The sequence below is a fragment of the Agrobacterium sp. K11 genome (genome assembly GCF_059429395.1).
Genome location: NZ_JCAHRB010000002.1, coordinates 692,590 through 714,460 on the forward strand (window position 1 = coordinate 692,590; position 21,871 = coordinate 714,460).

The window sequence follows — 21,871 nt, forward strand, 5'->3', positions numbered from 1 at the left end:
ACATAAGGGAAAGGATGGCGGCGACAAAGCCGCCATCACGGTCGAAGGTTTATTGCGCGGCCTTGTACTGGCGGTCATAGGCCGATTGCATCATCTTGATGACCTCGTCGTAACCGAGTGCCGTGAGGCGCTTCTTGTAGGCATCCCAGCCGGCATCGACGTCCTGGGCACCCAGTATCCAGGTCTGCTGCATCTCGGTCATGTAGGTGAGGATACTTGGCCAGTAGCGGTCGAATGTCGCCTTTTCCTCTGCGTTCAGGGAAACGCCCATGAACTCATCCTTGAGGCAGTTGCACTTGTCGTACATATCGATGCCTTCAAGCGCGATCTTGTTTGTCCACTGGCGCTCATATTCGTAGTCCATCCAGTATCCGCGCGGGATCGCCGCACCGACCGCCCACAACTGGGCATTCACCGGGTCCTTGTTGTCGAGGATTTCCTTCTTGAATTGCGGCTTGCCATCGACCATCTCGTAGGTCAGGCCTTCGACGCCGAAATTCGACAGGATGCGCCCCTGTTGAGAGAACCAGAAATCGAAATACTTGATTGTTTCGACCGGGTGTTCGTTGGTCGCCGAAATAGCCCAGCCGACGGGCTGGACACGCAGCCGACGGGAATCCTCAAACCGTTGGCCCGAGACCGTCTTTGGCGGCAGCATCGGCTTTAGCGCGAAACCGTTGATCTTTGGCGACAGGGCGTCGTTGTAGGTCGAGGTACTGGCGAACCAGTCATGCGTCATGCCGCCGAGATTGTTGCCCAGCAGATATTCACGCGAGCGAGCACCGCGGGTGAAAATCTCCTTGTCGATCAGGCCTTCCTTGTACCATTTGGCCACGTTGGAAATCCCGGTCTTGTAGTTTTCCTCCGCCCAGGGATGACGAAGTTGTCCGTCATAAACGGCAAAGTCGCCATAACGCTCGGATCCGGACACGCGCGCATCCCACAGATTGATAAGGCGGACCGCATCGATTTCCTCACGGGCAAAGTAGGGAACTTCATCCTTGAGACCGTTGCCGTTCGGGTCCTTGTCACGGAAGGCTTTCAGAACTTCGTAGACCTCTTCCGGTGTTTCCGGCTGCTTCAGCCCAAGCTTGTCGAGCCAATCCTGGCGGATGAACCAACCGCGCGAGAACTTGCCATCAGGGACGTAAGGGATGAAATAGAGCTTGCCGTCCGGTCCGGAGATGGCGTTGCGGATTTCCTTGTGGCTGTCGAAGAATGCCTTGAGGTTGGGGGCGTTTTCCTCGATCAGGTCATCGAGTGGAATGAATGCGCCCTCCAACCCGTAGCGAATGAAGTCTTCCTTCAGCCCGCCCGTGGCGTCGCCGCCGACGATGTCGGGAAGGTTGCCCGAGGCGATCAGAAGGTTGAATGCATCGCGGCTGCTGGTGGTCGCCAGCGACGCCACGTTGCGGACATGAATGTTGGTGATCTCGGCGGCCTTTTGCTCCACCGGCCATTTTTCCGAGTAGACGTATTTGTCCCGGAAGTGGAAGTGGATCGTAAGCTCCAGCGGATCCTTGGAAATTTTCCCTGAATCCTGCGCCGATGCCGGCAAGGCCAGGGTTGCGGCTGTCATCAACGCCAGTAGGGGCGTGCCTTTTCGTAGTGCTCTCACAGGTTCTCCTCCCTTGTGCTGCTACTCTTTGACTCCGCCCAGCAGAATTCCTTTGGTGAAATACTTCTGCGCGTAGGGGTAAATGATGAGGACGGGAATGATGGAAGCGATCATGATCGCGGATGTTACCGTCTCGAACGAATAGTGGGCGGTGAGCAGGCTCGATGCGAATTCGTCATTCGAGTTAAGATCGACGATCACGCGCTTCAGATAGACCTGAAGCGGGATCTTCTCCTCGCCGCGCAGCAAGACCATCGCCCAGAAGTAACCGTTCCACCGCGAAACGATGCAGAACAGCGCAACGGTGACGATTGCGGGCTTGGAAAGCGGAATGAACACCTTCCACAGCAGCTGCAACTCGCTTGCACCGTCCATTTTGGCGGCTTCTTCGAAGGACTTTGGCACCGCTTCGAAGAAGTTGCGCAGCAGAATGACGTTGAAGGCGTTTGCCGCAAATCCGAGGATGATGCCGAAGCGGCTGTCGAGAAGTCCAAGATCACGCATGTTCAGAAAGAAAGGGATCATGCCGGCGTTGAACCACAGCGTAAAAGCGATGGCGATGTTGAAGAAAGTGCGGCCGCGCAGGCGTTTGCGCGAAAGGGCGTAGGCTCCGGGGATCATGATCAGCAGGCTCATCAGCGTGCCGCCGAAGGTGTAGATGAACGTGTTGCCATAGGCGACCCAGAACATCCTGTCGGACAATACCCTGTCGTAAGCGGCAAGGGTCACATCAACCGGCCATAGCGTGACACGGCCAGCCGTGACGGCGGCCCCCGAAGATAGCGAGACCGAAAGCACATAGATGAAGGGATAAAGCGTCGACAGAACGAACAGACCCAGAAGAATGGCATTTGCCCAGCCAAAAATCCTGTCGCCGCGGGAATAAAGATTGAAGTTTGCCATCTTTCAGCTCCTCACCAAAGCGATGTCGACGAGACTTTTCGGCTGATGCGATTTGCCGAATAGACGAGGACGAAAGCGATAACCGCATTGAACAGTCCGGCGGCCGTCGCGAGATCGTATTGGGTACCCTGCAAGCCGGTGCGGTAAATGAAGGTGGAAACGACATCTGCCGTCTCATAGGTGGATGGCCGATAGAGCAGAATGATATATTCGAACCCGACCTCGACCAGATTGCCGATGCGGATGATCAGCATGATCACGATTGTCGGCAGGATGCAGGGCAGGGTGATCCGCCACATCATCTGCCAGCGCGATGCCCCGTCCACACGGGCAGATTCATAAAGCGTCGGGCTCACGCCAGCGATGGCGGCGAGATAGACGATGGATTCGAAGCCCGCTTCCTTCCAGACCGACGAGCCGATATAAATCGGACGAAACCATTCCGGCTGGGTCAGGAAGTATATCGGCTCGAATCCAAGGCCTTTCAGCAGAAGATTGACGATGCCTATCGACGGCGACAGGAAGTTGATGACGATGCCGGCCACGATCACCACCGAAATGAAATGCGGCAGGTAAACGATCGTCTGGGCCCAGCTTCGGGCAACGCTGTTTTGAACCTCGTTGAACATCAAGGCCAGGATGATCGGTACCGGAAACGCGAAGATCAGGCCGAGAGCGCTGATTTTTAGGGTGTTCCAGAAGGCGCGGATGAACATGTCATTGTGAAAGAGTTCCGCGAAGTTTTCAAAACCGACCCACGGGCTCTTTGCAATGCCGCGAAAAATCGAGAAGTCCTGAAACGCGATGACCAGCCCGTACATGGGCTTATAGAGAAAGACGGCGAACCAGATAATCATCGGAGCGAGAAGCAGGTAGAGCTGCCAGTCGCGGCGAACATCTTCCTGGAGATCGTGAAGGCGTCCCTGAAAACCCTTTTTCATGGTCGCGCCCCGCTTGGGGTTTTCAGCGACCTTCCGGTTGCCGCATCGAAGACATGGATGCGTGTGATATCGATGCCAAGTCGGGTGACGCCGTTGAGAGTATGATCGCCGTAAAGTGTTTCCGCCTTGGCGATAAATGGCTGGCCATCAGCCCTGCCGTGGAGCAGAGCCTCCGCGCCCAAGGGTTCCACGAGGTCGATGCTGCAATTGAGGTTTTCACGACTGTCTTCGGTCTCTACCGACATGATTTCGGGTCGCAGGCCGAGTTTGACCTGCTGCCCTTCCGTCGCATTTTTCGCAAATGCTTCCGGGACGCTGAAGCGTTGTCCGGCACTACCCGTGATTTTGACCTTTACGGTGCCATCCTGCTTTTCGATCGTCCCGTCCAGAAGGTTCATGGGCGGTGAGCCGATAAAACTTGCGACGAACGTGTTGGCCGGTTCGAGGAAAACTTCCATCGGCGAACCGACCTGCTCGATATGGCCGCCATTCATGATGACGATGCGGTCCGCAAGTGTCATTGCCTCGACCTGATCGTGCGTCACGTAGATGCTGGTGGCGTTCATCCGCTTGTGCAGCAGTTTAATCTCGGCCCGCATGTGGGTGCGCAGCTTTGCGTCGAGGTTCGAGAGAGGTTCATCGAACAGGAAGATTTTCGGCCTGCGCACGATGGCACGACCCATGGCGACACGTTGGCGCTGGCCACCGGAAAGATCCGCCGGCTTGCGGCCCAGATATTCGGTGAGCCCGAGGACCTGTGCAGCTTCTGCCACCGCCTTGTCGATAACCGCTCGCTTTTCGCCCCTCACTCGCAGGCCAAAAGCGATGTTATCGGCCACGCTCAGATGCGGATAAAGCGCGTAGTTCTGAAACACCATCGCGACATCGCGGTCTTTGGGCGCGATCTTGTTGACCACTCGGCCGTCCATTGAAACGGTGCCGTCCGAAATGTCTTCCAGCCCGGCGAGCATGCGCAGCGTGGTGGATTTTCCGCATCCCGAAGGACCTACGAGGACAACGAATTCCTGCGGCTGTATGGAAAGATTGATACCGTGGACGACTTCAAGGGCACCATAGCGCTTGACGACGTCGTTGATTTGAACTGCGGACATGAAAGGCCCCTCCTCAAAAGCCTTGAATGTTCAGTCAGGCGTCTTCTGCCCCCGTGAAGCGCGCTTCCTCGTGACGCGCGTGTTGACCTGCTCGATGAAGGTCCAGATCTTCGGGTTCTTGGAGAGTTCTGCGATTTTGGTTTCGAGTGATCCGAGGTGGCGCTGTACGGCCTCTCTTGCGGCTTCGACATCGCCGGATTCGATTGAGTTCACGATTGCTTCGTGCTCTTCGATAACCTTCTCGGTGCGACGGACTGCAAAAACGCGCTTCAGGTGTCGCATTCGGTCCATTTCGCCTTTCGCCTGATTTACCACGCTCCAGGCTCCAGGAAGGCGAGCTGCTGAAAAGATCGTGCGGTGGAATTCCTCGTCGAGCAGGAAAAAGTTGGTGAATTCCTCATCCGCGGCAGCAGTGCGCTGCTGCGACAGACAGGTTTTCAGCCGTGCGATGTCTTCCAGCGAATGCCGCTTGGTTGCCTCGATCACAGCGCCTTCTTCCAGTTTGAACCGGATGAAACAGGCCTCCATGTACCGCTGAACGTCGATCGGCGAGATGTAGGTGCCACCTTGCGGCACGACAGTCACGAAACCTTCTTCGGAAAGGCGAATGATCGCCTCGCGGACGGGCGTTTTGCTGACATGCAGCAGTGTCGCGATCTCCTTTTCCGACAGCGCCCGCCCTGGGAGCAGCTTCACCTCGACAATCAGTTTGCGAAGTAAGGCATGGATCCTGTTGGTCATGTTTCCGTCAGCCGGCAGGTCTTGGGGGGTGACGAGTTCGGACAGCGGTAACGATGGGAATTCAAGGGTAACAGACATATCAAATGCCTAACTGATATATTAGAATTGAAAGTGACATATCTTTTGATTTTCCGCGAGTCAAGCCCTGGGCAGTCTCGTGTTGGCGGTTGAATAATCGGGTCCGACCTCAATGCGTCCGGCAGTGGCCGGTGTTGTCTCGGCTATCTGGCGATCCATGCTTGCCGCTCGTCGCACGGCAAAAAATCACTATATGAAAAAACAACACTTTGACGGTCGTAATATGAGATCGCGATTGACGATTTGCTGTAAAATCTGGCACGCATAGAAAATCAGCAGTGCTCATCTGTATCCATGTCGAGACATCTTTTCCCGGAACTGTGCTGTTCCCGGATTACCTTCGTGTGCCTTGAGGAGAACGAATTTGGGAAAATTTTCACCTTTTGACCAAACCTTGTGGTTTGCAACCGCAGCGCCCGCACCGAAAACCGCGAGGCTCGAAGGCCGTGTCGATGTGGACGTCTGTGTCGTGGGCGCGGGATATACCGGACTGACGACGGCGCTGGAGCTAGCGCGCAGGGGCGTCAAGGTTGCTTTGGTCGAAGCGCAAGAGGCAGGTTTTGGCGGTTCGGGCCGCAATGCCGGCCACTGCACCCCGACCTTCAGCTATTACAGCCTGCCGTCGCTCGGGAAAATTCTGGGCGAGCCTTGGGCGGAGCGCCTTATTCACCGCCAGACGCGGGCCAATGATCGCGTCGTTGAGATGATCTCGACCTACGGAATCGACTGCGAATGGGTCCAGAATGGTTATGTTATGGGCGCATTGCGTCCCGGCGCCATGTCCACGCTGCAGATGAAGTCTGATGCATATGCCGGCGCTGGCGCGCGCTGCCGGGTGATTGGCAGGGACGAGGTCGAAGCGTTGACAGGCAGCCCTCGTTTTTATGGCGCCTGGTATCACGAGGAGGGCGGTCATTTGAACCCGCTTTCATACGCACGTGGCCTTGCGCGCGCCGTTATCGCAGAGGGCGGGCAGGTGTTTACCGCGTCCCCGGTCGAGGATGTCCAACCAGAGGCCGGGAAATGGTCCGTGCGAACGCCCGGTGGCACTGTGCTTGCTGAAAAGGTGATCTTCGCGACCGGCGCCTACACCGTCGGTGGCTGGAAAAACCTCGATAAAAGCTTCCGCATCAAGAAAGTGTTTCTCGCGGCCACCCAGCCGCTCGATCCGGAAACGCGCGCAAAAGTCCTGCCCCACAATACGACCATGCATGATGGGCGCGGCGATATCTATGTCTACAAATACAACCGTGAAGGTCGCATTGTTGCCTCCATGTTCCCCATGGGCCAGCGTGGCGCCGACCCTGACTATACCCGGCAGGTTCTCACAGACCGGCTGAAATTCCTTCATCCGCAGATCAGCGAGGAAATCCGTTGGGAATATTTCTGGTTCGGCGAACTGGACATGCAGATGCGCACTGTCCCGAGGCTTTATGATCTGGCGCCCGGCATCGTTGCCTGTACGGGACTTTCTGGCCGCGGCGTGCCAACCGGCTCCATGCTTGGCGGTGTCTTGTCAGAATGGGCGCTGGGCGTGCCGGACAAGGATCTCTCCCTGAAAATCGAACCGCTTCACAAGGCGCCGTTGCTGATGTCCTTCGCGCCCGGTCTGCGCCTTCGTTATTTTCGCATGCAGGAAAACCGTGCAACCCGCAAGGAAGGCGCCACCCTTCTGCCCCATGCCTGAGAAAGGAAAACCTATATGACCGACAGGAAAACCGTCCTCATTTCCGGAGGCAATCGCGGTATCGGTGCTGCCACCGGCAGGGCCTTTATGGAGGCCGGCTGGAAGGTCTCGCTTGGAATGCGCACGCCGCTACTGCCGGAATGGGCAGATCCAGCGTTAGTCCACGTGCAGGCCTATGACGCGCTCGCCCCGCAATCGCCTGTCGACTGGGCGGCTGCCGTTCTGGCACGGTTCGGCCGCATCGATGCTGTTGTTGCCAACGCCGGCGTCATGGTGCGCAAGACCGTGGTGGAAGCGACTGACGAGGAGTTCGCCTCATTGATGGACGTCAACGTCAATGGCCCGCGGCGCCTTGTGCAGGCCTGCTGGGACCCGCTAATCGCGTCCGGAGCAGGTCGCGTGGCGATTGTCGCCTCGCTATCGGGGAAAAGGGTCAAATCGGCAGTGTCTGGCGCCTACTCGGTCTCGAAATTCGCAGCCCTTGGCCTGTCGCATGCAATCCGTCATGCCGGTTTCGACAAGGGTGTGAGGGCGACCGCCATATGTCCGGGTTTCGTTGCGACTGATATGGGGCTGCCTCTGGCAGGCGCGACGCCGTCGGACACCCTGACCCAACCTGAAGATATTGCCAGCTCCATCCTGCATGTCGTCCGTTTGCCGAACCGCGCGAGTGTTTCGGAATTCTGGGTCAACTGCCTGCTCGATGACAGCTATTGATCGACGATCGCCGAGATTTCGTCCTTCAGCAGCATCGCATATTGCTCCAATGTGCCGGGCTCCAGCTTGGCACTTAAAAGTGTGAAGCCCAAGGAAGCGTTTGGCGTTGTACCATCCGAAAAAATCGGCACGGAAACGCCGGCAATCCCGGGGATAAGCTCGCCGACGTCGATTGCATAACCGCGTTCGCGTGTTTCAGCGATCAGTTGGCGCACTTTGTCGGCGGTGAGATCGCGGTAGGCGGCATAGCGCTCGACATTGGCGCGGATGATGAATTCCTGCTCGTCCTCTTCGAGGAAGGCGAGCATGGCAATTGAGCCTGGACCGACGCCAAGCGGGACCGAACCACCGATCGAGCCGGTCAGTGTCGGCACCACGCATTCTCCGTCGCGTCTGTCGAGGCAAACGGAATCGTGGTTCAGCCGGGCCATCAGGTGGATGGTATCGCCGGTTCGGCGCCGAATGCGGGTCAGCGCCATTTCGCAGCGGCTGATGATGCCAGGTCCACGTGCGGCGCGCGCACCGTAAATCGCCATACGCGCGCCCAGCCGGTAACAGCGCTTCCTGTCGTCACGGGCGAGGAGCTTGTGGCCGACCAGCGTGTTGAGGATGCGGTGGCAGGTAGCCGTGTTGAGTCCGGATCTGTTCGTCAGTTCCTTGAGCGTGACGCCTTGTACGCCGCCGTCTGCAACAAGATCGAGAAGAGCTACCGCTCGATCCAGAAGCTGCGCGCCACCAGAGGAGGATTGGGTGGATTTGGCCATATCTTCTCACATTATGAAAATAAAATCTCAATAACTTGTATAATGAGAAAACTGCGTATTCAATGACCAAAATTGAGCAGATTAAATAAGTGAATATTTTGTAGGCAGCTTGATTTTGAAGACGACCTGCGGGTTTCGAGAACGCCAGACCCGCTTGAACAAACAGGGGAACAAAATGAAGAAAAAAGCAGCAAACATTCTCGCAACTACCGCCCTGGCGGCCTTGGGCATGCTGGCGGCCAGTGCCGCGCTCGCCGGTACGCTTGATGACGTCAAGGCCCGCGACAAGCTGATCGTCGGCGTCAAGAACGATTATCCACCTTATGGGTATCTCAACGACAAGGGTGAGATCATCGGCTTCGAAGTCGAACTGGCGAAATACGTCGCCAAGGAACTTCTGGGGTCTTCAGACAAGATCGAATTTGTGCCGGTCGTTGCCGCCAATCGTATCGAGTTCCTGACCGCTGGTCGTATCGATGCGATTTTCGCGACGCTTGGCGTCACGCCGGAGCGCGACAAGGTCATCGATTTCACCACCGCTTACGTATCGTCGCCAGGCCCGGCGGTCATGATGGCTAAAGAAGCGACCACCAGCAAATGGGAGGAACTGAAGGGTAAGCCGGTCTGCGGCATTCAGGGATCCTATTATAACAAGAAGATGACCGAGGAATTCGGAATCCAGCTCGTTGCCTTCAAGACCCAACCGGAGGCCATGCGCGCTTTGCGCGACAATCGTTGCGTAGGTTTTGTCTTCGACCAGATGACCCTTGACCTCAAGGTTCAGGAAGCGGACTGGAAGGGCTACAAGGTCGCCGTCCCCACCTATGAGTATCTGCCGATGGCAGGTGGTATCCGCGAAGGCGACAAGGCGTTCCAGGAGGCCGTGGACAAGGCCATTACCAAGGCGGAAGCCGAAGGCAAGATGATCGCCTGGGAAACCGAGTTCAATATTCCCCACGCCGATTACATTGCCGAGCGCGCCAAGGCTGCCAAAGCAAAACTGAACTGATAGGGTCTGGAGCAGCTATTGTTCGGTCTTGATTATTCCTGGCTTACGGATCCAGCCTATCAGCAATGGCTGCTCACCGGGGTCCTCAACACACTCAAGCTTGCGGCACTGTCATCCAGTGCCGCGATCATCATCGGCCTTCTCGGCGCGCTTGCGCTGACTTTGCGGATTTTCTGGCTGGATGCCATCATCGAGCTGTTCGTGGAGGTGTTCCGCAACACGCCGCCACTGCTGCAGATGCTTTTTGCCTATTTCACGCTGTCGACGCTGGGGTTGAAAGTCACCGATCCCTCCACCGGCCTGCAGATGCCGCTACTGAGTGCATTCGCCTGCGCCTCGATTTCGCTCAGCCTGTTCGGCGGAGCGCTGGCGATCGAGGCTTTCAGGTCCGGTATCGAAACCATGCCGCGGTCGATCATAGAAGCGGCCCGGTCGCTCGGATACCGCCGGTGGTCGCGTTTCTGGAAAGTTGAGGCGCCGATCGCTGTGCGCATCAGCCTGCCGGCGATTACCAACATTCTCACCAACCTGTTCAAAACAACCTCTCAGGCTTCGGTCATTACGGTGCCGGAACTGATGTATTACGCCGGCCAGATCTACAACGACACGTTTCGCACACTCGAGGTCATGATCCTCGTGCTCGTCATCTATGTGGGACTCGTATCCATCCTGACATTTGCAATGTCCAGGCTCGAAGCCTGGATGGCTTTCCCCGGTTATGGAAAGGGACACTGACCATGGTCTCCACCATGACTTACGAAAACAAGAAACGCGCCGTCCTGCTTTTCATCGCGCTTGCGGTGGCAATCTGGATTGCGATCGATGCACTCGCCGGCGGTGCGCAACACTGGAACCGCGTCGCCGTGCGCCTGCCACTGCTCCTGACAGGCTCCGGCTCCGGCTGGCCGATTAGCGGCGGCTTCATCCTCAACATCCTGCTGTCGATTGCCTCCATGGCGGTGGCGACTACCCTTGGCACAGTGATGGGGCTTGCGACGCTCGCAAAATCGCCCTTCATTCGCCTGCCGGCATTTTTCGTCATGAATTTCCTGCGAAACTCGCCTTGGCTCGTCCTGCTTTTCGCCATGCTTTACATTCTGCCTTTCGAGATGAAGATCTTCGGCTTCGTCGTTCCCTTCCCGCCTTTCGTAAAGGCGGTCATCGGGCTGGCGTTACCGACGGCGGCGAACTTCTCCGAAGTCATTCGCGGCGCAGTGCAGTCGATCCATAGCGGTCAATGGGAGGCGTCCCGTTCGCTCGGTTACACCCAGCTGCAGATCTATCGTTACGTCATCCTTCCCCAGGCCTTGCGCCGGATGATACCTGGCTGGATGAACCTCTATGCCCTGCTGATGATTGCAACCGCGCTTGCCACGGTCACAGGTATTCAGGACGTTTTGACCATCCTCAACACCTCACTGGCGATGGAGAGCGAACGGGCGCTCGTCTATTTTTATCTGACCATCCTCTTCCTGTTTTTTGCCTATTGCTACCCGATCGCGATCTTCGCGCGGCGCCTGGAGCATGCGGTTAAAGGAGACAATCTATGAACCGCTCCAACGCCCTGATCGAGATCGATGGCATCCGGAAATCTTTCGGCACGTTCGAGGTCCTGAAAGGAATTTCCCTCAGCGTCGGCAAGGGGGAGGCTGTCTGCATCATCGGACCGTCCGGTTCCGGAAAGTCGACCATTTTGCGCTGCATCAACGGCCTGATTCCGGTCAATGAGGGTTTTATCCGGGTGGGAAATCACAAGGTGCACGAGATGCGCACCGAGAAGGCAATGCGGCCATTGCGTCACCAGGTGGCGATGGTGTTCCAGCAGTACAATCTCTTTCCGCATCGCACCGCCCTGGAAAACATCATGATGGCGCCGATCCAAGTGCTCGGCCATGACAAGGCAGAGGTCGCGGATCGCGCTCGGAAGCTTCTCGCCAAGGTGCGCCTGTCGGAAAAGGCCGACAGCTATCCTGGCCAGCTTTCCGGCGGCCAGCAGCAACGCGTGGCTATTGCCCGCGCGCTTGCCATGCAGCCGGAAGTCATTCTTTTCGATGAGGTGACTGCTGCCCTGGACCCGGAAACGGTCAAGGAGGTTCTCGTTACAATCCGCGAGCTTGTTGAGGAAGGGCTGACCTGTGTCCTCGTCACCCACGAAATGAAATTCGCGCGTGAGGTTTCACACCGCGTCTGCTTCACCGACCGGGGGTTGATTGTTGAAAGTGCCCCACCCGTCGAGCTGTTCGACCATCCAAAAGATCCGCGCACACGCGAGTTTCTTGGCCAGGTTCTGTGATTGCCCAAAACTCCTGAAAGGCGGGCCTCAGCGGCCCGGTATGCAATGCGTAAGTTTGACGATATCTACGCCGCCGATTTCAAGGAAGCTCCCTATTGGTGGGAGGAGGCCGAGCCGGAGACGAATCTCGATCCCGTTCCCGAGTATGCCGACGTCGTGGTGGTCGGCTCCGGCTATGCCGGTCTTGCTGCCGCAACCCACCTTGCGCGTGCCGGACGCTCCGTTGTCGTGCTGGACAGTGACCGGCTCGGTTCCGGCTGCTCGACGAGGTCCGGCGGAATGGTGTCCAGCGGCCAGAAGCTCGTCGTTGGCGGCGCGATCAAGGGCATTGACCCGGAGTTGATCAACCGGCTTATCGGCGAAAGTAACGAAAGCTTCGAATATCTGAAAATGTTAATCGACACGGAGAAGCTCGATGCCGGGCTGAAGCTGACTGGTCGCTTCTTTGGCGCCCACACCGCCACAGACTACGTGACGCTGAAGCGCCACGGCGCTCTGCTTGCCGAAAAGACTGGCGTGAAGGTCAGCTTCCTTGATCGAGATCAGCAGCGCGCGGCCATCGGTTCGGATTATTATCACGGGGGTATGCTGATAGATGACTATGGCGGCCTGCATCCGGGACTTTACCACAAGGCGCTGCGCGGGCGGGCCAAGGCTGCCGGTGTCATGCTGCGTTCCCACGCCCGTGCAGGCGTCGTTGAGGACGGGCCAAACCGCGATAAGATTGTGCCAACGGCGCGTGGGACGATCCGCACGAAGGATGTGATCGTCGCGACCAATGGCTATACGGCGGATGATGCGACGCCGGAATTGGCGCGCCGGCTCGTGCCCGTAAAGAGCTATCAGATCGCTACCGAGCCGTTGCCGGCCGATCTGATGGCTGAGCTTATCCCGCAGGGCCGCATGATTTCGGACACCCGCCGGGATCTCATCTTCAGCCGACCGTCGACGGACGGGACGCGGCTGCTGTTCGGTTCGCGCCCGGGAGTGTTCGAAATGTCGGAAAGGCGCGCCGCAAAACACATCTATGCCAGGATGCTGGCTGTTTGGCCCCAGCTCGCTGGCGTCAAGATCACCCATTCCTGGGTCGGAAGTGTCGCCATGACGGTTGACAAGCTCGCTCATATCGGTGAGCGCGATGGTGCGAATTTTGCGGTGGGATGCAATGGCAACGGTGTCGCGCTGATGACCTATCTCGGTTATCAGACGGCGCGAAAGATCTTGGGCGAGCAAAACGCCAAATCGGCGTTCGACCGGCAAAAATTCACCGCCGTTCCTTTCTATTCCGGCAAGCCATGGTTCCTGCCTGCCTTTACCGGATGGTATCGTCTGCGCGATTTCCTCGACCGGCCGGGGCGTTGAGATGGATGAAGGGCAAGCGGAAATGCGCCTGGAAGAAGATGCGCTCGGAACACGGCTGATGCCGGCCGCCCTGGCCTATGGCATCCAGACGGCGCGCGCGGTCGAGAATTTCTCGATTTCCGGCCGGACGATCGCCGATATCGAAGGCTTCATCCCGGCGATTATTGCCATAAAGCAGGCTGCCGCACGGGCCAATTGCAGGGCCGGCGACCTTGATCCGCAGATCGCCGGGGCAATCGAAGTGGCTGCGAGCGAATACGCCGTAATGCCAGGCAGGCAGGATTTTCCTGTCGATATCTATCATGGCGGCGGCGGCACTGCGGCCAATATGAATGTCAACGAAGTCCTGGCCAACAGGGCAAGTGAAATTCTGACCGGCAGGAAGGGACAGGATCCCGTTCATGCCAATACCCATGTCAACATGGCGCAATCCACTAACGATGTCATTCCCTCGGCAATGAAAATGGCGGTCGGGGGTGAACTTGCTGGCCTCCGCGCAGGTCTGGGCTCTCTCGTCGATGCTCTTCGGGTCAAGGAGAATGCCTTTCGCGACGTGGTCAAGCTTGGTCGAACCTGCTTGCAGGATGCGCTCCCTGTCACTTTCGGTCAGCAGTTTTCAGGTTATTCAGCCGCCTTTGAGCGACAGATGGCGGGGATGTCTGGTCTGGAAGACGTTTGTCTGCGGCTGCCGCTTGGCGCCACTGCCGTCGGCACTGCCTTTGGCGCCTCGCAAGCCTATCGCCGCTTCGTCTTCGAAGAATTGCAGGCACTAACCGGCAAATCTTATCAGCCGGAGGAGAATTTTTTCGACGCGCTGCAAAATGCCGACGATTGGGTGAGGATTTCAGCCGCATTGAAAGCAATCGCCCTGACCCTGTCGAAATTTGCGGCCGATCTGCGCCTGATGTCATCAGGACCGCGGGCGGGGCTTGCCGAGGTCACCCTTCCGGCGGTGCAGCCGGGTTCGTCGATCATGCCGGGCAAAGTCAATCCGGTTATGCCTGAAATGATGATGCAGGTCTCCTTCCGTGTGATCGGTAATGATGCCACAGTCACCCGCGCCGCCGAGGGTGAACTTGACCTCAATGTATGGGAATCGATCATTCTCGAAGCCATCAGCGAAAGCATTCGTTTGATGCGACGCGCGATCCCGCTTTTTGTCTCCCATTGTATCTCGGGGATAAACGTCAATACGGAGCGCGGCCTCAGCGATGCATCCGGATCGCTCGCCCTGTCGACAGCACTCGTGGCGATCTACGGCTATCCGGCGGCATCTGCCGTCGCCAAGCATGCGGCCACCAAGGGCCTTTCCGTCCGGGAGGCTTCCGTGGCTTGCGGACTGATGACGCGAGCGGAGGCCGACCTGCTTTTTTCCGATGTTGCAGCATTCGCAGACCCGGACCGGACCGAGCAACGGATCGCCAGCTTCCGCAACCGCACATCCACCCTCAACAGGCGCTAAAAAATGTCCAGAATAATCCCTGATGCCGTCTTGTCGTCGAAGACCCTGCCTGCGCACGTGGATGTCGTGGTTATCGGTGGCGGCATCATCGGCGTATCGACAGCGTTGTCGCTGGTCGAGCGTGGCATCAGCGTTGCCGTCTGTGAAAAGGGGCTGATCGCTGGTGAGCAATCGTCCCGGAACTGGGGCTGGGTGCGCCAGATGGGGCGTGATCCGGCCGAGTTGCCGCTTTCCATGGAAAGCTTGAGGCTCTGGAGAGGCATGAACGAGCGGGTCGGCGCCGAAACCGGGTTGCGCCAGTGCGGCATTGCCTATCTGTGCGAGACGGACGCTGACGTCGCCTTTTACGAGGAGTGGCTCCAACATGCCGCCGCAGTGGGTCTCGACTCGCGCATTGTGCGCGGTGAGGCAATGCACGCGCTGGTGCCGGGCATGGGCAGGCAGTTCAAGGCCGTGATGCACACTCCGAGCGATTGCAAGGCCGAACCGTTCATGGCGGTTCCCGCCATGGCACGCGGTGCTGCCGCAAAGGGTGCCCATATCCTCACGGGCTGTGCGGTCCGGTCAATCGAACGCTCCGCCGGGAAGGTAAGCAGTGTGGTGACGGAACATGGCGAAATCCGCTGCTCTTCCGTCGTGCTGGCGGGCGGCGCCTGGTCCAGGCTTTTTGCGGGCAATATGGGAATTGATATTCCGATCCTCAAAATCCTGGGCAGCGTCGCGCGTCTGTCGGGTGTTGATGGCATGACGGATATGCCGGTGGGCGGTAACGATTTCGCCTTCCGTCGCCGTCATGATGGCGGCTTTACGGTAGCGCAGCGCAACGCGGATATCGCGCCCGTCACTCCGGATAGCTTCCGTCTGTTCGCCGACTACCTGCCGTCGCTCGTTAAAAACTGGCGGGCATTACGCTTTCGGACAGGCGGGCAGTTCCTGCGGGAAATGGCGATGCCCCGCCAATGGAAAAGTGACGCTGTGACGCCGTTCGAGCAGATCCGCATTCTCGATCCCGTTCCGTCATCGAAGCTCATTTCCCAAGGTATCGACAAGTTGTCCAAGTCCTTCCCGGCATTTGCAAATGCCCGCATCACGGCTACCTGGGGCGGCCTCATGGATGTCACGCCGGATGCCGTTCCGGTGATCTCTGCTGCCAGTGCCATTCCCGGCCTTTATCTGGCCGTCGGATTTTCCGGCCATGGATTCGGTATCGGCCCCGGTGCCGGAGCGCTCACGGCTGATCTGGTGACAGGCTCCAAGCCATGCGTCGATCCGGCGCCGTTCCGCCTGGAGCGTTTCGGGCGACTGCACCGCTCGCTGGAGAATTTGCGGTAAGATTTTTAAAGATCAAGAGATGGCGCCCGGTGCGCGGCCCCGCTTCTGCGAGACGCGCTACAGGCGGGCTGGTACTTGCCGCGCCGGTCATCCCGCAGACATCTTACGGCTCGGAAAACGTCCAGGTTTCCCGTCAGGTCGTCCAGGCTGATACGGACGCCCAGGGCCAGATCAGGCCCACTCCTCATTCCACACCTGAACCATGTGGCCGGGTGTAACTTCGCGATATTCGCGTTTTGGCGGCGTGAAGGTTTTCGGCCGGATTGGGCTGCGCAATTCTGTATCAGCGAATTTGCGCCGCATATGCCTGCGTGAGGGATCTGGTAGCGGCACGGCCGATAGCAAGCGCCTGGTATAGGGATGTTGCGGATTGGAGAAAACAGCTTCGCGCGGTCCGGTCTCAACGATTTCGCCGAGATACATTACAGCTATGCGATGGCTCATGCGCTCGACAACTGCCATGTCGTGGGAAATGAACAGCAGGCCGAGTTTCAGTCGTTCCTGAAGGTCCAGCAACAAGTTTACCACCTGAGCCTTGACTGAAACGTCGAGTGCCGAAACCGCCTCATCGGCAATGATGAGTTCGGGTTGGAGCGCCAGCGCTCTTGCGATGCAAATGCGCTGGCGTTGCCCGCCGGAAAACTCATGCGGATAACGGCTCGCCATCGCCCCAGCCAGACCGACTTCGCCAAGCAGATCACGCGCAAGCTTTCGGGCATTGCGGGGCGTTTCCAACCCATGGATCAAAAGAGGCTCCGCGATGGCGTTTTCAACCGTCAGGCGGGGATTGAGGCTGGCGAATGGGTCCTGAAAGATCATCTGAACTTGACGGGACAGGTCCGATCTGGTGAAGGAGCCAACATCCGCGCCGTGGATCTGGATTGAGCCGGAATGCGGCCGGTTAAGCCCGGCCAGCAAGCGGCCAGTGGTCGATTTTCCGCAGCCAGATTCACCTACCAGCGCAAGTGTTTCACCCCGCGACAGCGAAAAGCTGACATTCTCGACCGCATGCACGCGCGAGTGCACCATCCGGGTGAAGGCGGATCGCATCTCGAACCGCGCCGACAGGTTCCTGACCTCGAGAAGCTTGCCACTCGCCGCGTCGATGGTATCGGGCCGCTTCTTCTGTGGCAGTGCCTGTCCTGTTTCCATGTCGATAATCGGGAAAGGACTGGGGCCATCCTCGCCGGCCGAACCGAGTTGCGGCACCGCGGAAAGCAGGGCGCGCGTATAGGGCTTTTGCGGGCTGGCAAAGACTTCTGGTGTCGTGCCGGTCTCAATCTGGTCGCCACGATACATCACCAGCGTACGGTCGGCGATTTCAGCGACGACACCCATATCATGGGTGATGAAAAGCACAGCGGTGCCTTCCTCTTCCTGCAGGGTTTTGATGAGGTCGAGGATCTGCGCCTGAATGGTTACGTCAAGCGCCGTGGTCGGTTCGTCGGCAATCAGAAGGGCGGGGCGACAGGCAAGTGCTATCGCAATCATCACGCGCTGGCGCATGCCTCCGGAAAACTGGTGCGGGTAATCGTCGATACGTTTGGCAGAGGAGGGAATCCGCACTTTCTCCATCAGTTTCAAAGTTTCCGTCCGTGCCACGCTTTTCGAAATACCGTTATGGGCAATCAGGGCTTCCGCGATCTGTTCCCCGACGGTCAGTACCGGATTGAGGCTCGTCATCGGTTCCTGGAAGATCATCGCCACCCGGTTGCCACGGATTTCACGCATGCGAGCAGGGGAAGCGCCGATCAGCTCTTCGTCGTCGAGCTTGATCGAGCCTTCGATGCGGCTCGTCTTTTCCGGCAGAAGCTGCATCACGGACAGTGCCGTAACACTCTTGCCGGAACCGCTTTCTCCAACAATCGCAAGTGTTTCCCCGGCACGGATGTCTAGGTTCAGCTCGCGAACCACCGGGTTGAACGTGCCGTCGCGCAGGAATGAGACCTTGAGATTGCGGATGGAGAGGACAGGATGAGGCGTGGTTTCGGTCATTGTCACTTTTTCCTGTTTCATACGCCGCTCTTGCCGCCGCCCGCAAGGATGGCTCCTGCCGCCGAACGCGGATCGAGCCAGTCGCGCAGCAGATCGCAGACCCCGTTGAGCACGAGGATCATCACGACCAGCGCCAGACAGGGCCAGACAAGCAGCATGGGCTGATGAGCGATGGCCGCCCGGCCGGTTCCGATCATCAGCCCGAGTGAGGGTGAGGGAGGAACGACGCCGAGACCAAGGAAGGACAGGCCCGATTCAAGCACAACCGCCGCCGCCGTGACGAAGCTGGCCTGAACCAGAAGAGGTCCCATGATGTTGGGTAAAATGGTTTTCAACATGATGCGAATGTTACTGGCACCCATGGCCTGTACCGCCTCGACATAATCCTGCGAGCGAACGGTAAGCACGCTGGCATAGGCGATGCGGGTGAAGCCGGGAACGAACACTGCGGCAAGCACGGGGATCAGTGTCATCGGGCCTGGCCCATAAAGGGTTACGGCGAGCATGGCGAGGAGAAGCGGGGGGAAACAGAGCACGACATCCATGGCCCTGAGCGTCAGGATTTCCGGAAAACCTCGCATGTAACCGCCGATAATGCCGAATGCGGTACCGATGACGCCAGAAAGGATGGAGGTCGAGAGGGCGATAAACAGCGAGATACGGATGCCGAAGACCAGCCGGGAGAGAATGTCGCGGCCCATTTCATCCTGCCCGAGCGGGAAAGCTGAAGATGGCCCGGCGAACCGCTGACCCATGGTCATCTTCAGGGGATCTGAAAGGGGCAGTACTGGAGCAAGCAGGCATATCAGTGCGATGAGCGCGAGCAGCAGCGGCCAGACGAGACGAAGCGAGCGCGTCATTTGCGAATCCTCGGATCGGTGACACCGTAGACAATATCGACGATGAGGTTGAGCGTGATGAACAGGGCCGAAATGACCAGGATGACCGCAGTAACTGTGGGGTAGTCGCGTGAATTGACGGCGCTGACCAGCATGCCGGACAAGCCCGGCCAGTTGAAGACGTATTCCACCAGCACTGTGCCGCCGAACAGGCCGCCAAGATTGAGCGCGAAGACCGTGATGACCGGCATCAGCGCGTTGCGCAGCACGTGGCGGGCAATGATGCGCCGTTGCGGCAGCCCCTTGGCGCGTGCGGTTCGGACATAATCCAGCGGCAGAACATCGAGCACTGAGGCACGCGCGATGCGCACGACGATCGCCGCAAGACCGAGCGCGATAGCGAAGGCGGGCATCGCCAGCAGGATCAGATGCTTGCCGGGGTCGTCTGAAATATTGACATATCCACCGGCTGGCACCAGCTTCCACATCTGGGCAAAGACCAGAATTATCAATGTACCGGCGACGAAAACGGGGATGCCCTGGGCAAAACCGGCAAGAAAATTCGAGACGCGATCGAAACTGCCGCCCTGTCGCAAGGCTGCGACAACGCCGACCGGTAAGCCGATGATCAAACTGAGGATCGCGGCGGCTGCGATCAGCTCAAGTGTACGCGGCAGGCGTTTGGCAATTTCGGGTGCGACCGGTGAACCGTCGATCATCGAGTTGCCGAGATCAAAGCGAATGAGGCCGGACATCCGATCGACATATTGCGTCAGTATCGGCCGGTCGAGGCCCAGATCGTTGCGCAACTGCGCAACCGAAGCCGCGTCGGGCGTCGAACCTTCTCCTGAAAGCAGCAGTTCAGCCGGATCGCCTGGCACCATATAAATGGAAAGAAAGACGAGGCTGGTAACGACCCAGAGCAGCGCCAGAGAAATGGCAATTCGCTGCAGGAACCAGAACATGAAGACCCTCCGGCAGTCAGCCGTGCAACGTCAGCCTGAAAATACTTGCCTTTCAGGCCTCTTCCGCACGGAAGATGAGAAACGGGTGCCCGGACAGGCGAGTGCCGACCGGGCTAATTCCAGATGTTACGACAGCGAAAGCTCGTCGAAAAGGCGACCGGAGAAGGGAGAAATCTGGTCCGGAAGCATATGGAAATTGTTGACGCGCTTCAGGTGGGCAAAGCCGGTGGCGCGGTAGGAAAGACCGCAAAAAGGCGTGTATTCGATGACGAGCTTGTCGACTTCGGCATATATCGCCTTGCGCTTTTCCAGGTCGAACTCCGCACGGCCCTTGGCGAGCAGCTCGGTCAGGCCTGGAACCTCGAAATTGCGTGAGCGGAAGAAGGTCGGCGACAGCGTCGGGTCAATAAGGGCGCTGGTCGCATCCGGATCGAAGGTGTCGAGGCCGAGACCCTGAATGGCGAAATCGCCCTGGCCACGGTTACCCATGGTAACGCGGGTGGACCAGTCGGGCATCGTCAGTGTCACGTTGATGCCGACTTCGGCCAGATGGCCCTGGACGATGACGGCGGTATCGCGGTGCATGCCGTACTGCGCGGTCGAGAGCAAATTGACGGTCACACCTTCTGCACCGGCCTCCTTAATCAGCGCCTTGGCGCGGTCGGGGTCGTAGCTCTGCCCCTTGGCGAGTTCGGCGTTGTAGAACGGCGTCGCGGACGAGCGCGGCACGCCTTCGAGCACTGCGCCACGACCGAAGAACACGCCCTTGACGATCTCTTCGCGGCGAATGGCGAGGGAAACGGCGCGCCGCAGGCGCTGGTCCTTGAATGCACCAGCTCCATTGAACGACAGGAACATGAAAGCGCCTGTGGCAGCTGTCTCAAGCGCAACACTGGCGTCCTTGTCGAGCTGGTCCATTGCGCTCCACGGAACGTAATCGATCACATCGACATCGCCCGCAGTGATCGCTGCAACACGTAGGTTTTCGTCGGCGTAGGCTGTGACGCGAACCTTCTTGAAATGCGGCAAGCCGTCCTTGAAATAATGCGGGGAGGCTTCGAAATCGAGGCCTACGCCCTTTTCTGCATTGGCCAGCGTGAACGGGCCCGCGCCTATGCCATGGTCCTGTTTGTCGGTCGAACCCTTGGCGATGATCTGCAGGAAGGGGTTGGCGAAGAGCGCCGGCAGCGCCGCGTTCGGTGATTTCGTCAGGAGCTTGAAGGTGCGGTCATCGACAATCTCGACCTTTTCGACTTCGAGCATCGCATCACGGGTATAGGCACCGGAGCCCTCCGCCTTGATCTTCTCGATATTCCATTCGATGTCGGCCGAGGTGACGGGCTGGCCGTCGGAGAATTTAACATCCTTCAGCTTGATCACCCAGGCGCGGTCGCCGTCTCTGTCGAAGCTTTCGGCCAATTCACCCACAAGTTTGCCTTCTGGCGTGTAGGCCATGAGGAAACGGTTGATCAGCGAAGAAACGAGTTGGCCGGCATAGCCGACATTCACCCACGGTTTCAGATGAGCGGGATAGGTGGAAAGGCCGATGCGCAATGTGTCGGAAGGGGCCTGCGCAAAGGTTCTGGACGCTCCGATGGCAAATGCGGCACCTGAAGCGGCGGTCAATTTCAGAAGGGTACGGCGATCGAGTATCATGGTTAGTTCCCCATTATGTGTTGATACATGCTTGCCAGCCGGCGTGGACGATTTCGGCGCGCCACCTTTCCGGAAAAGTGTCGGTCCCGGTGGGCGTGATCTGGTCCCGTCGATATCGAAAACAATAAAGAGAGCCTTTTCCGGGTGTCAAGCGAAATTCCATTAATTAATTCATTGGGAAATCCTTGTGTCAAATAACGGAATAAGACCACAAAATTTTCAATCTCCGGCGTAATTTTCGCTGATAATCTAATTATAGGAATAGCAGAAATAATATGGTCGTAATAATGGAATTGAGATTGACAAGGGAATGAAGCCGATCATAGGGTCTGAACAACTGGCCCGGATTGCCCGGCAGCCGTTTCTTCGGGGCCGAAGGCTTGGCTTTCGCTGCGGG

The 21,871-nt window shown here is 58.1% G+C and carries 19 protein-coding genes; 9 read left to right on the forward strand and 10 right to left on the reverse strand.

What is annotated here, in order from left to right; translation table 11 throughout:
* Positions 1-49: 49 nt before the first annotated feature.
* From AC5SEO_RS04770 to AC5SEO_RS04790, 5 genes are read right to left on the reverse strand one after another with little or no spacing between them, the layout of a single operon-like run.
* Positions 50-1,579 carry an extracellular solute-binding protein gene (locus tag AC5SEO_RS04770; RefSeq protein WP_003517573.1) on the reverse strand — a complete coding sequence of 510 codons (1,530 nt, stop codon included), beginning with the start codon at positions 1,577-1,579 and terminating at the stop codon, positions 50-52.
* 60 nt (positions 1,580-1,639) lie between these two features.
* Complete coding sequence (locus AC5SEO_RS04775) at positions 1,640-2,521, reverse strand: carbohydrate ABC transporter permease (RefSeq protein ID WP_003517572.1); 882 nt, start codon at positions 2,519-2,521, stop codon at positions 1,640-1,642.
* 11 nt (positions 2,522-2,532) lie between these two features.
* A complete protein-coding gene (locus tag AC5SEO_RS04780; RefSeq protein WP_060642748.1) occupies positions 2,533-3,462 on the reverse strand; it encodes an ABC transporter permease in 930 nt (309 codons plus the stop codon).
* Positions 3,459-4,574, reverse strand: a complete 1,116-nt coding sequence (locus AC5SEO_RS04785) for an ABC transporter ATP-binding protein (RefSeq protein ID WP_003517568.1) — start codon at positions 4,572-4,574, stop codon at positions 3,459-3,461. Before AC5SEO_RS04785 ends, AC5SEO_RS04780 begins: the two co-directional genes overlap by 4 nt.
* Positions 4,575-4,604: 30 nt before the next feature.
* A complete protein-coding gene (locus tag AC5SEO_RS04790) occupies positions 4,605-5,393 on the reverse strand; it encodes a GntR family transcriptional regulator (protein WP_003517566.1) in 789 nt (262 codons plus the stop codon).
* Positions 5,394-5,757: 364 nt separating this feature from the next.
* Here AC5SEO_RS04790 and AC5SEO_RS04795 point away from each other — a divergent pair, with 364 nt between their 5' ends.
* Positions 5,758-7,080 (forward strand): NAD(P)/FAD-dependent oxidoreductase, encoded by a 1,323-nt coding sequence (locus AC5SEO_RS04795; protein WP_495363760.1) that lies wholly within the window; start codon positions 5,758-5,760, stop codon positions 7,078-7,080.
* Positions 7,081-7,095: 15 nt separating this feature from the next.
* Positions 7,096-7,797 (forward strand): SDR family NAD(P)-dependent oxidoreductase, encoded by a 702-nt coding sequence (locus AC5SEO_RS04800; protein WP_495363761.1) that lies wholly within the window; start codon positions 7,096-7,098, stop codon positions 7,795-7,797.
* On the opposite strand, the gene AC5SEO_RS04805 is transcribed toward AC5SEO_RS04800, so the two are convergent.
* Positions 7,791-8,561 (reverse strand): IclR family transcriptional regulator, encoded by a 771-nt coding sequence (locus AC5SEO_RS04805; RefSeq protein ID WP_495363762.1) that lies wholly within the window; start codon positions 8,559-8,561, stop codon positions 7,791-7,793. The two genes, AC5SEO_RS04800 and AC5SEO_RS04805, sit on opposite strands and share 7 nt — an antisense overlap.
* Before the next feature lie 175 nt (positions 8,562-8,736).
* On the opposite strand from AC5SEO_RS04805, the gene AC5SEO_RS04810 reads away from it, so the two are divergent.
* Genes AC5SEO_RS04810 through AC5SEO_RS04840 form a run of 7 tightly spaced genes read left to right on the forward strand, consistent with a single transcriptional unit; the run spans position 8,737 to position 16,019 of the window.
* Positions 8,737-9,570, forward strand: coding sequence for a transporter substrate-binding domain-containing protein (locus AC5SEO_RS04810; RefSeq protein WP_013761261.1), 834 nt, complete (start codon positions 8,737-8,739; stop codon positions 9,568-9,570).
* A gap of 18 nt (positions 9,571-9,588) precedes the next feature.
* The gene (locus tag AC5SEO_RS04815; RefSeq protein WP_495363763.1) at positions 9,589-10,305 is read left to right on the forward strand and encodes an amino acid ABC transporter permease; all 717 of its coding nucleotides are present in this window, start codon (positions 9,589-9,591) and stop codon (positions 10,303-10,305) included.
* Positions 10,306-10,307: 2 nt separating this feature from the next.
* The gene (locus tag AC5SEO_RS04820) at positions 10,308-11,120 is read left to right on the forward strand and encodes an amino acid ABC transporter permease (RefSeq protein ID WP_003517556.1); all 813 of its coding nucleotides are present in this window, start codon (positions 10,308-10,310) and stop codon (positions 11,118-11,120) included.
* Positions 11,117-11,863 carry an amino acid ABC transporter ATP-binding protein gene (locus AC5SEO_RS04825; protein ID WP_013761259.1) on the forward strand — a complete coding sequence of 249 codons (747 nt, stop codon included), beginning with the start codon at positions 11,117-11,119 and terminating at the stop codon, positions 11,861-11,863. The genes AC5SEO_RS04820 and AC5SEO_RS04825 overlap by 4 nt, the downstream gene beginning before the upstream one ends.
* A gap of 45 nt (positions 11,864-11,908) precedes the next feature.
* On the forward strand, positions 11,909-13,225 hold the full coding sequence (locus tag AC5SEO_RS04830; protein ID WP_003517554.1) for an NAD(P)/FAD-dependent oxidoreductase: 1,317 nt from the start codon (positions 11,909-11,911) through the stop codon (positions 13,223-13,225).
* 1 nt (position 13,226) lies between these two features.
* Positions 13,227-14,687 carry an aspartate ammonia-lyase gene (locus tag AC5SEO_RS04835; protein ID WP_495363764.1) on the forward strand — a complete coding sequence of 487 codons (1,461 nt, stop codon included), beginning with the start codon at positions 13,227-13,229 and terminating at the stop codon, positions 14,685-14,687.
* A 3-nt stretch (positions 14,688-14,690) separates the two neighbouring features.
* Positions 14,691-16,019: an NAD(P)/FAD-dependent oxidoreductase gene (locus tag AC5SEO_RS04840; RefSeq protein ID WP_112350655.1), complete on the forward strand. Its 1,329-nt coding sequence runs from the start codon at positions 14,691-14,693 to the stop codon at positions 16,017-16,019.
* A 171-nt stretch (positions 16,020-16,190) separates the two neighbouring features.
* On the opposite strand, the gene AC5SEO_RS04845 is transcribed toward AC5SEO_RS04840, so the two are convergent.
* From AC5SEO_RS04845 to AC5SEO_RS04860, 4 genes are all read right to left on the reverse strand, one after another.
* Entirely contained in the window at positions 16,191-18,014 is a 1,824-nt protein-coding gene (locus tag AC5SEO_RS04845; protein WP_495363765.1) for an ABC transporter ATP-binding protein, read from the reverse strand.
* Positions 18,015-18,031: 17 nt separating this feature from the next.
* Positions 18,032-18,874: an ABC transporter permease gene (locus AC5SEO_RS04850; protein WP_173995167.1), complete on the reverse strand. Its 843-nt coding sequence runs from the start codon at positions 18,872-18,874 to the stop codon at positions 18,032-18,034.
* Positions 18,871-19,818: an ABC transporter permease gene (locus AC5SEO_RS04855; RefSeq protein WP_013761253.1), complete on the reverse strand. Its 948-nt coding sequence runs from the start codon at positions 19,816-19,818 to the stop codon at positions 18,871-18,873. The genes AC5SEO_RS04850 and AC5SEO_RS04855 overlap by 4 nt, the downstream gene beginning before the upstream one ends.
* Before the next feature lie 126 nt (positions 19,819-19,944).
* Positions 19,945-21,474, reverse strand: coding sequence for an ABC transporter substrate-binding protein (locus tag AC5SEO_RS04860; protein ID WP_025596081.1), 1,530 nt, complete (start codon positions 21,472-21,474; stop codon positions 19,945-19,947).
* Between the last annotated feature and the right edge of the window lie 397 nt (positions 21,475-21,871).

Excerpts from the sequence above, each read along its gene's own strand:
- AC5SEO_RS04820 (WP_003517556.1), top strand. The coding sequence starts at position 10,308 with ATGGTCTCCACCATGACTTACGAAAACAAGAAACGCGCCGTCCTGCTT.
- AC5SEO_RS04840 (WP_112350655.1), top strand. The coding sequence starts at position 14,691 with ATGTCCAGAATAATCCCTGATGCCGTCTTGTCGTCGAAGACCCTGCCT.
- AC5SEO_RS04855 (WP_013761253.1), bottom strand. The coding sequence starts at position 19,818 with ATGTTCTGGTTCCTGCAGCGAATTGCCATTTCTCTGGCGCTGCTCTGG.
- AC5SEO_RS04860 (WP_025596081.1), bottom strand. The coding sequence starts at position 21,474 with ATGATACTCGATCGCCGTACCCTTCTGAAATTGACCGCCGCTTCAGGT.
- AC5SEO_RS04780 (WP_060642748.1), bottom strand. The coding sequence starts at position 3,462 with ATGAAAAAGGGTTTTCAGGGACGCCTTCACGATCTCCAGGAAGATGTT.
- AC5SEO_RS04800 (WP_495363761.1), top strand. The coding sequence starts at position 7,096 with ATGACCGACAGGAAAACCGTCCTCATTTCCGGAGGCAATCGCGGTATC.
- AC5SEO_RS04835 (WP_495363764.1), top strand. The coding sequence starts at position 13,227 with ATGGATGAAGGGCAAGCGGAAATGCGCCTGGAAGAAGATGCGCTCGGA.
- AC5SEO_RS04775 (WP_003517572.1), bottom strand. The coding sequence starts at position 2,521 with ATGGCAAACTTCAATCTTTATTCCCGCGGCGACAGGATTTTTGGCTGG.
- AC5SEO_RS04790 (WP_003517566.1), bottom strand. The coding sequence starts at position 5,393 with ATGTCTGTTACCCTTGAATTCCCATCGTTACCGCTGTCCGAACTCGTC.
- AC5SEO_RS04805 (WP_495363762.1), bottom strand. The coding sequence starts at position 8,561 with ATGGCCAAATCCACCCAATCCTCCTCTGGTGGCGCGCAGCTTCTGGAT.
- AC5SEO_RS04845 (WP_495363765.1), bottom strand. The coding sequence starts at position 18,014 with ATGACCGAAACCACGCCTCATCCTGTCCTCTCCATCCGCAATCTCAAG.
- AC5SEO_RS04810 (WP_013761261.1), top strand. The coding sequence starts at position 8,737 with ATGAAGAAAAAAGCAGCAAACATTCTCGCAACTACCGCCCTGGCGGCC.
- AC5SEO_RS04850 (WP_173995167.1), bottom strand. The coding sequence starts at position 18,874 with ATGACGCGCTCGCTTCGTCTCGTCTGGCCGCTGCTGCTCGCGCTCATC.
- AC5SEO_RS04825 (WP_013761259.1), top strand. The coding sequence starts at position 11,117 with ATGAACCGCTCCAACGCCCTGATCGAGATCGATGGCATCCGGAAATCT.
- AC5SEO_RS04785 (WP_003517568.1), bottom strand. The coding sequence starts at position 4,574 with ATGTCCGCAGTTCAAATCAACGACGTCGTCAAGCGCTATGGTGCCCTT.
- AC5SEO_RS04830 (WP_003517554.1), top strand. The coding sequence starts at position 11,909 with ATGCGTAAGTTTGACGATATCTACGCCGCCGATTTCAAGGAAGCTCCC.
- AC5SEO_RS04770 (WP_003517573.1), bottom strand. The coding sequence starts at position 1,579 with ATGACAGCCGCAACCCTGGCCTTGCCGGCATCGGCGCAGGATTCAGGG.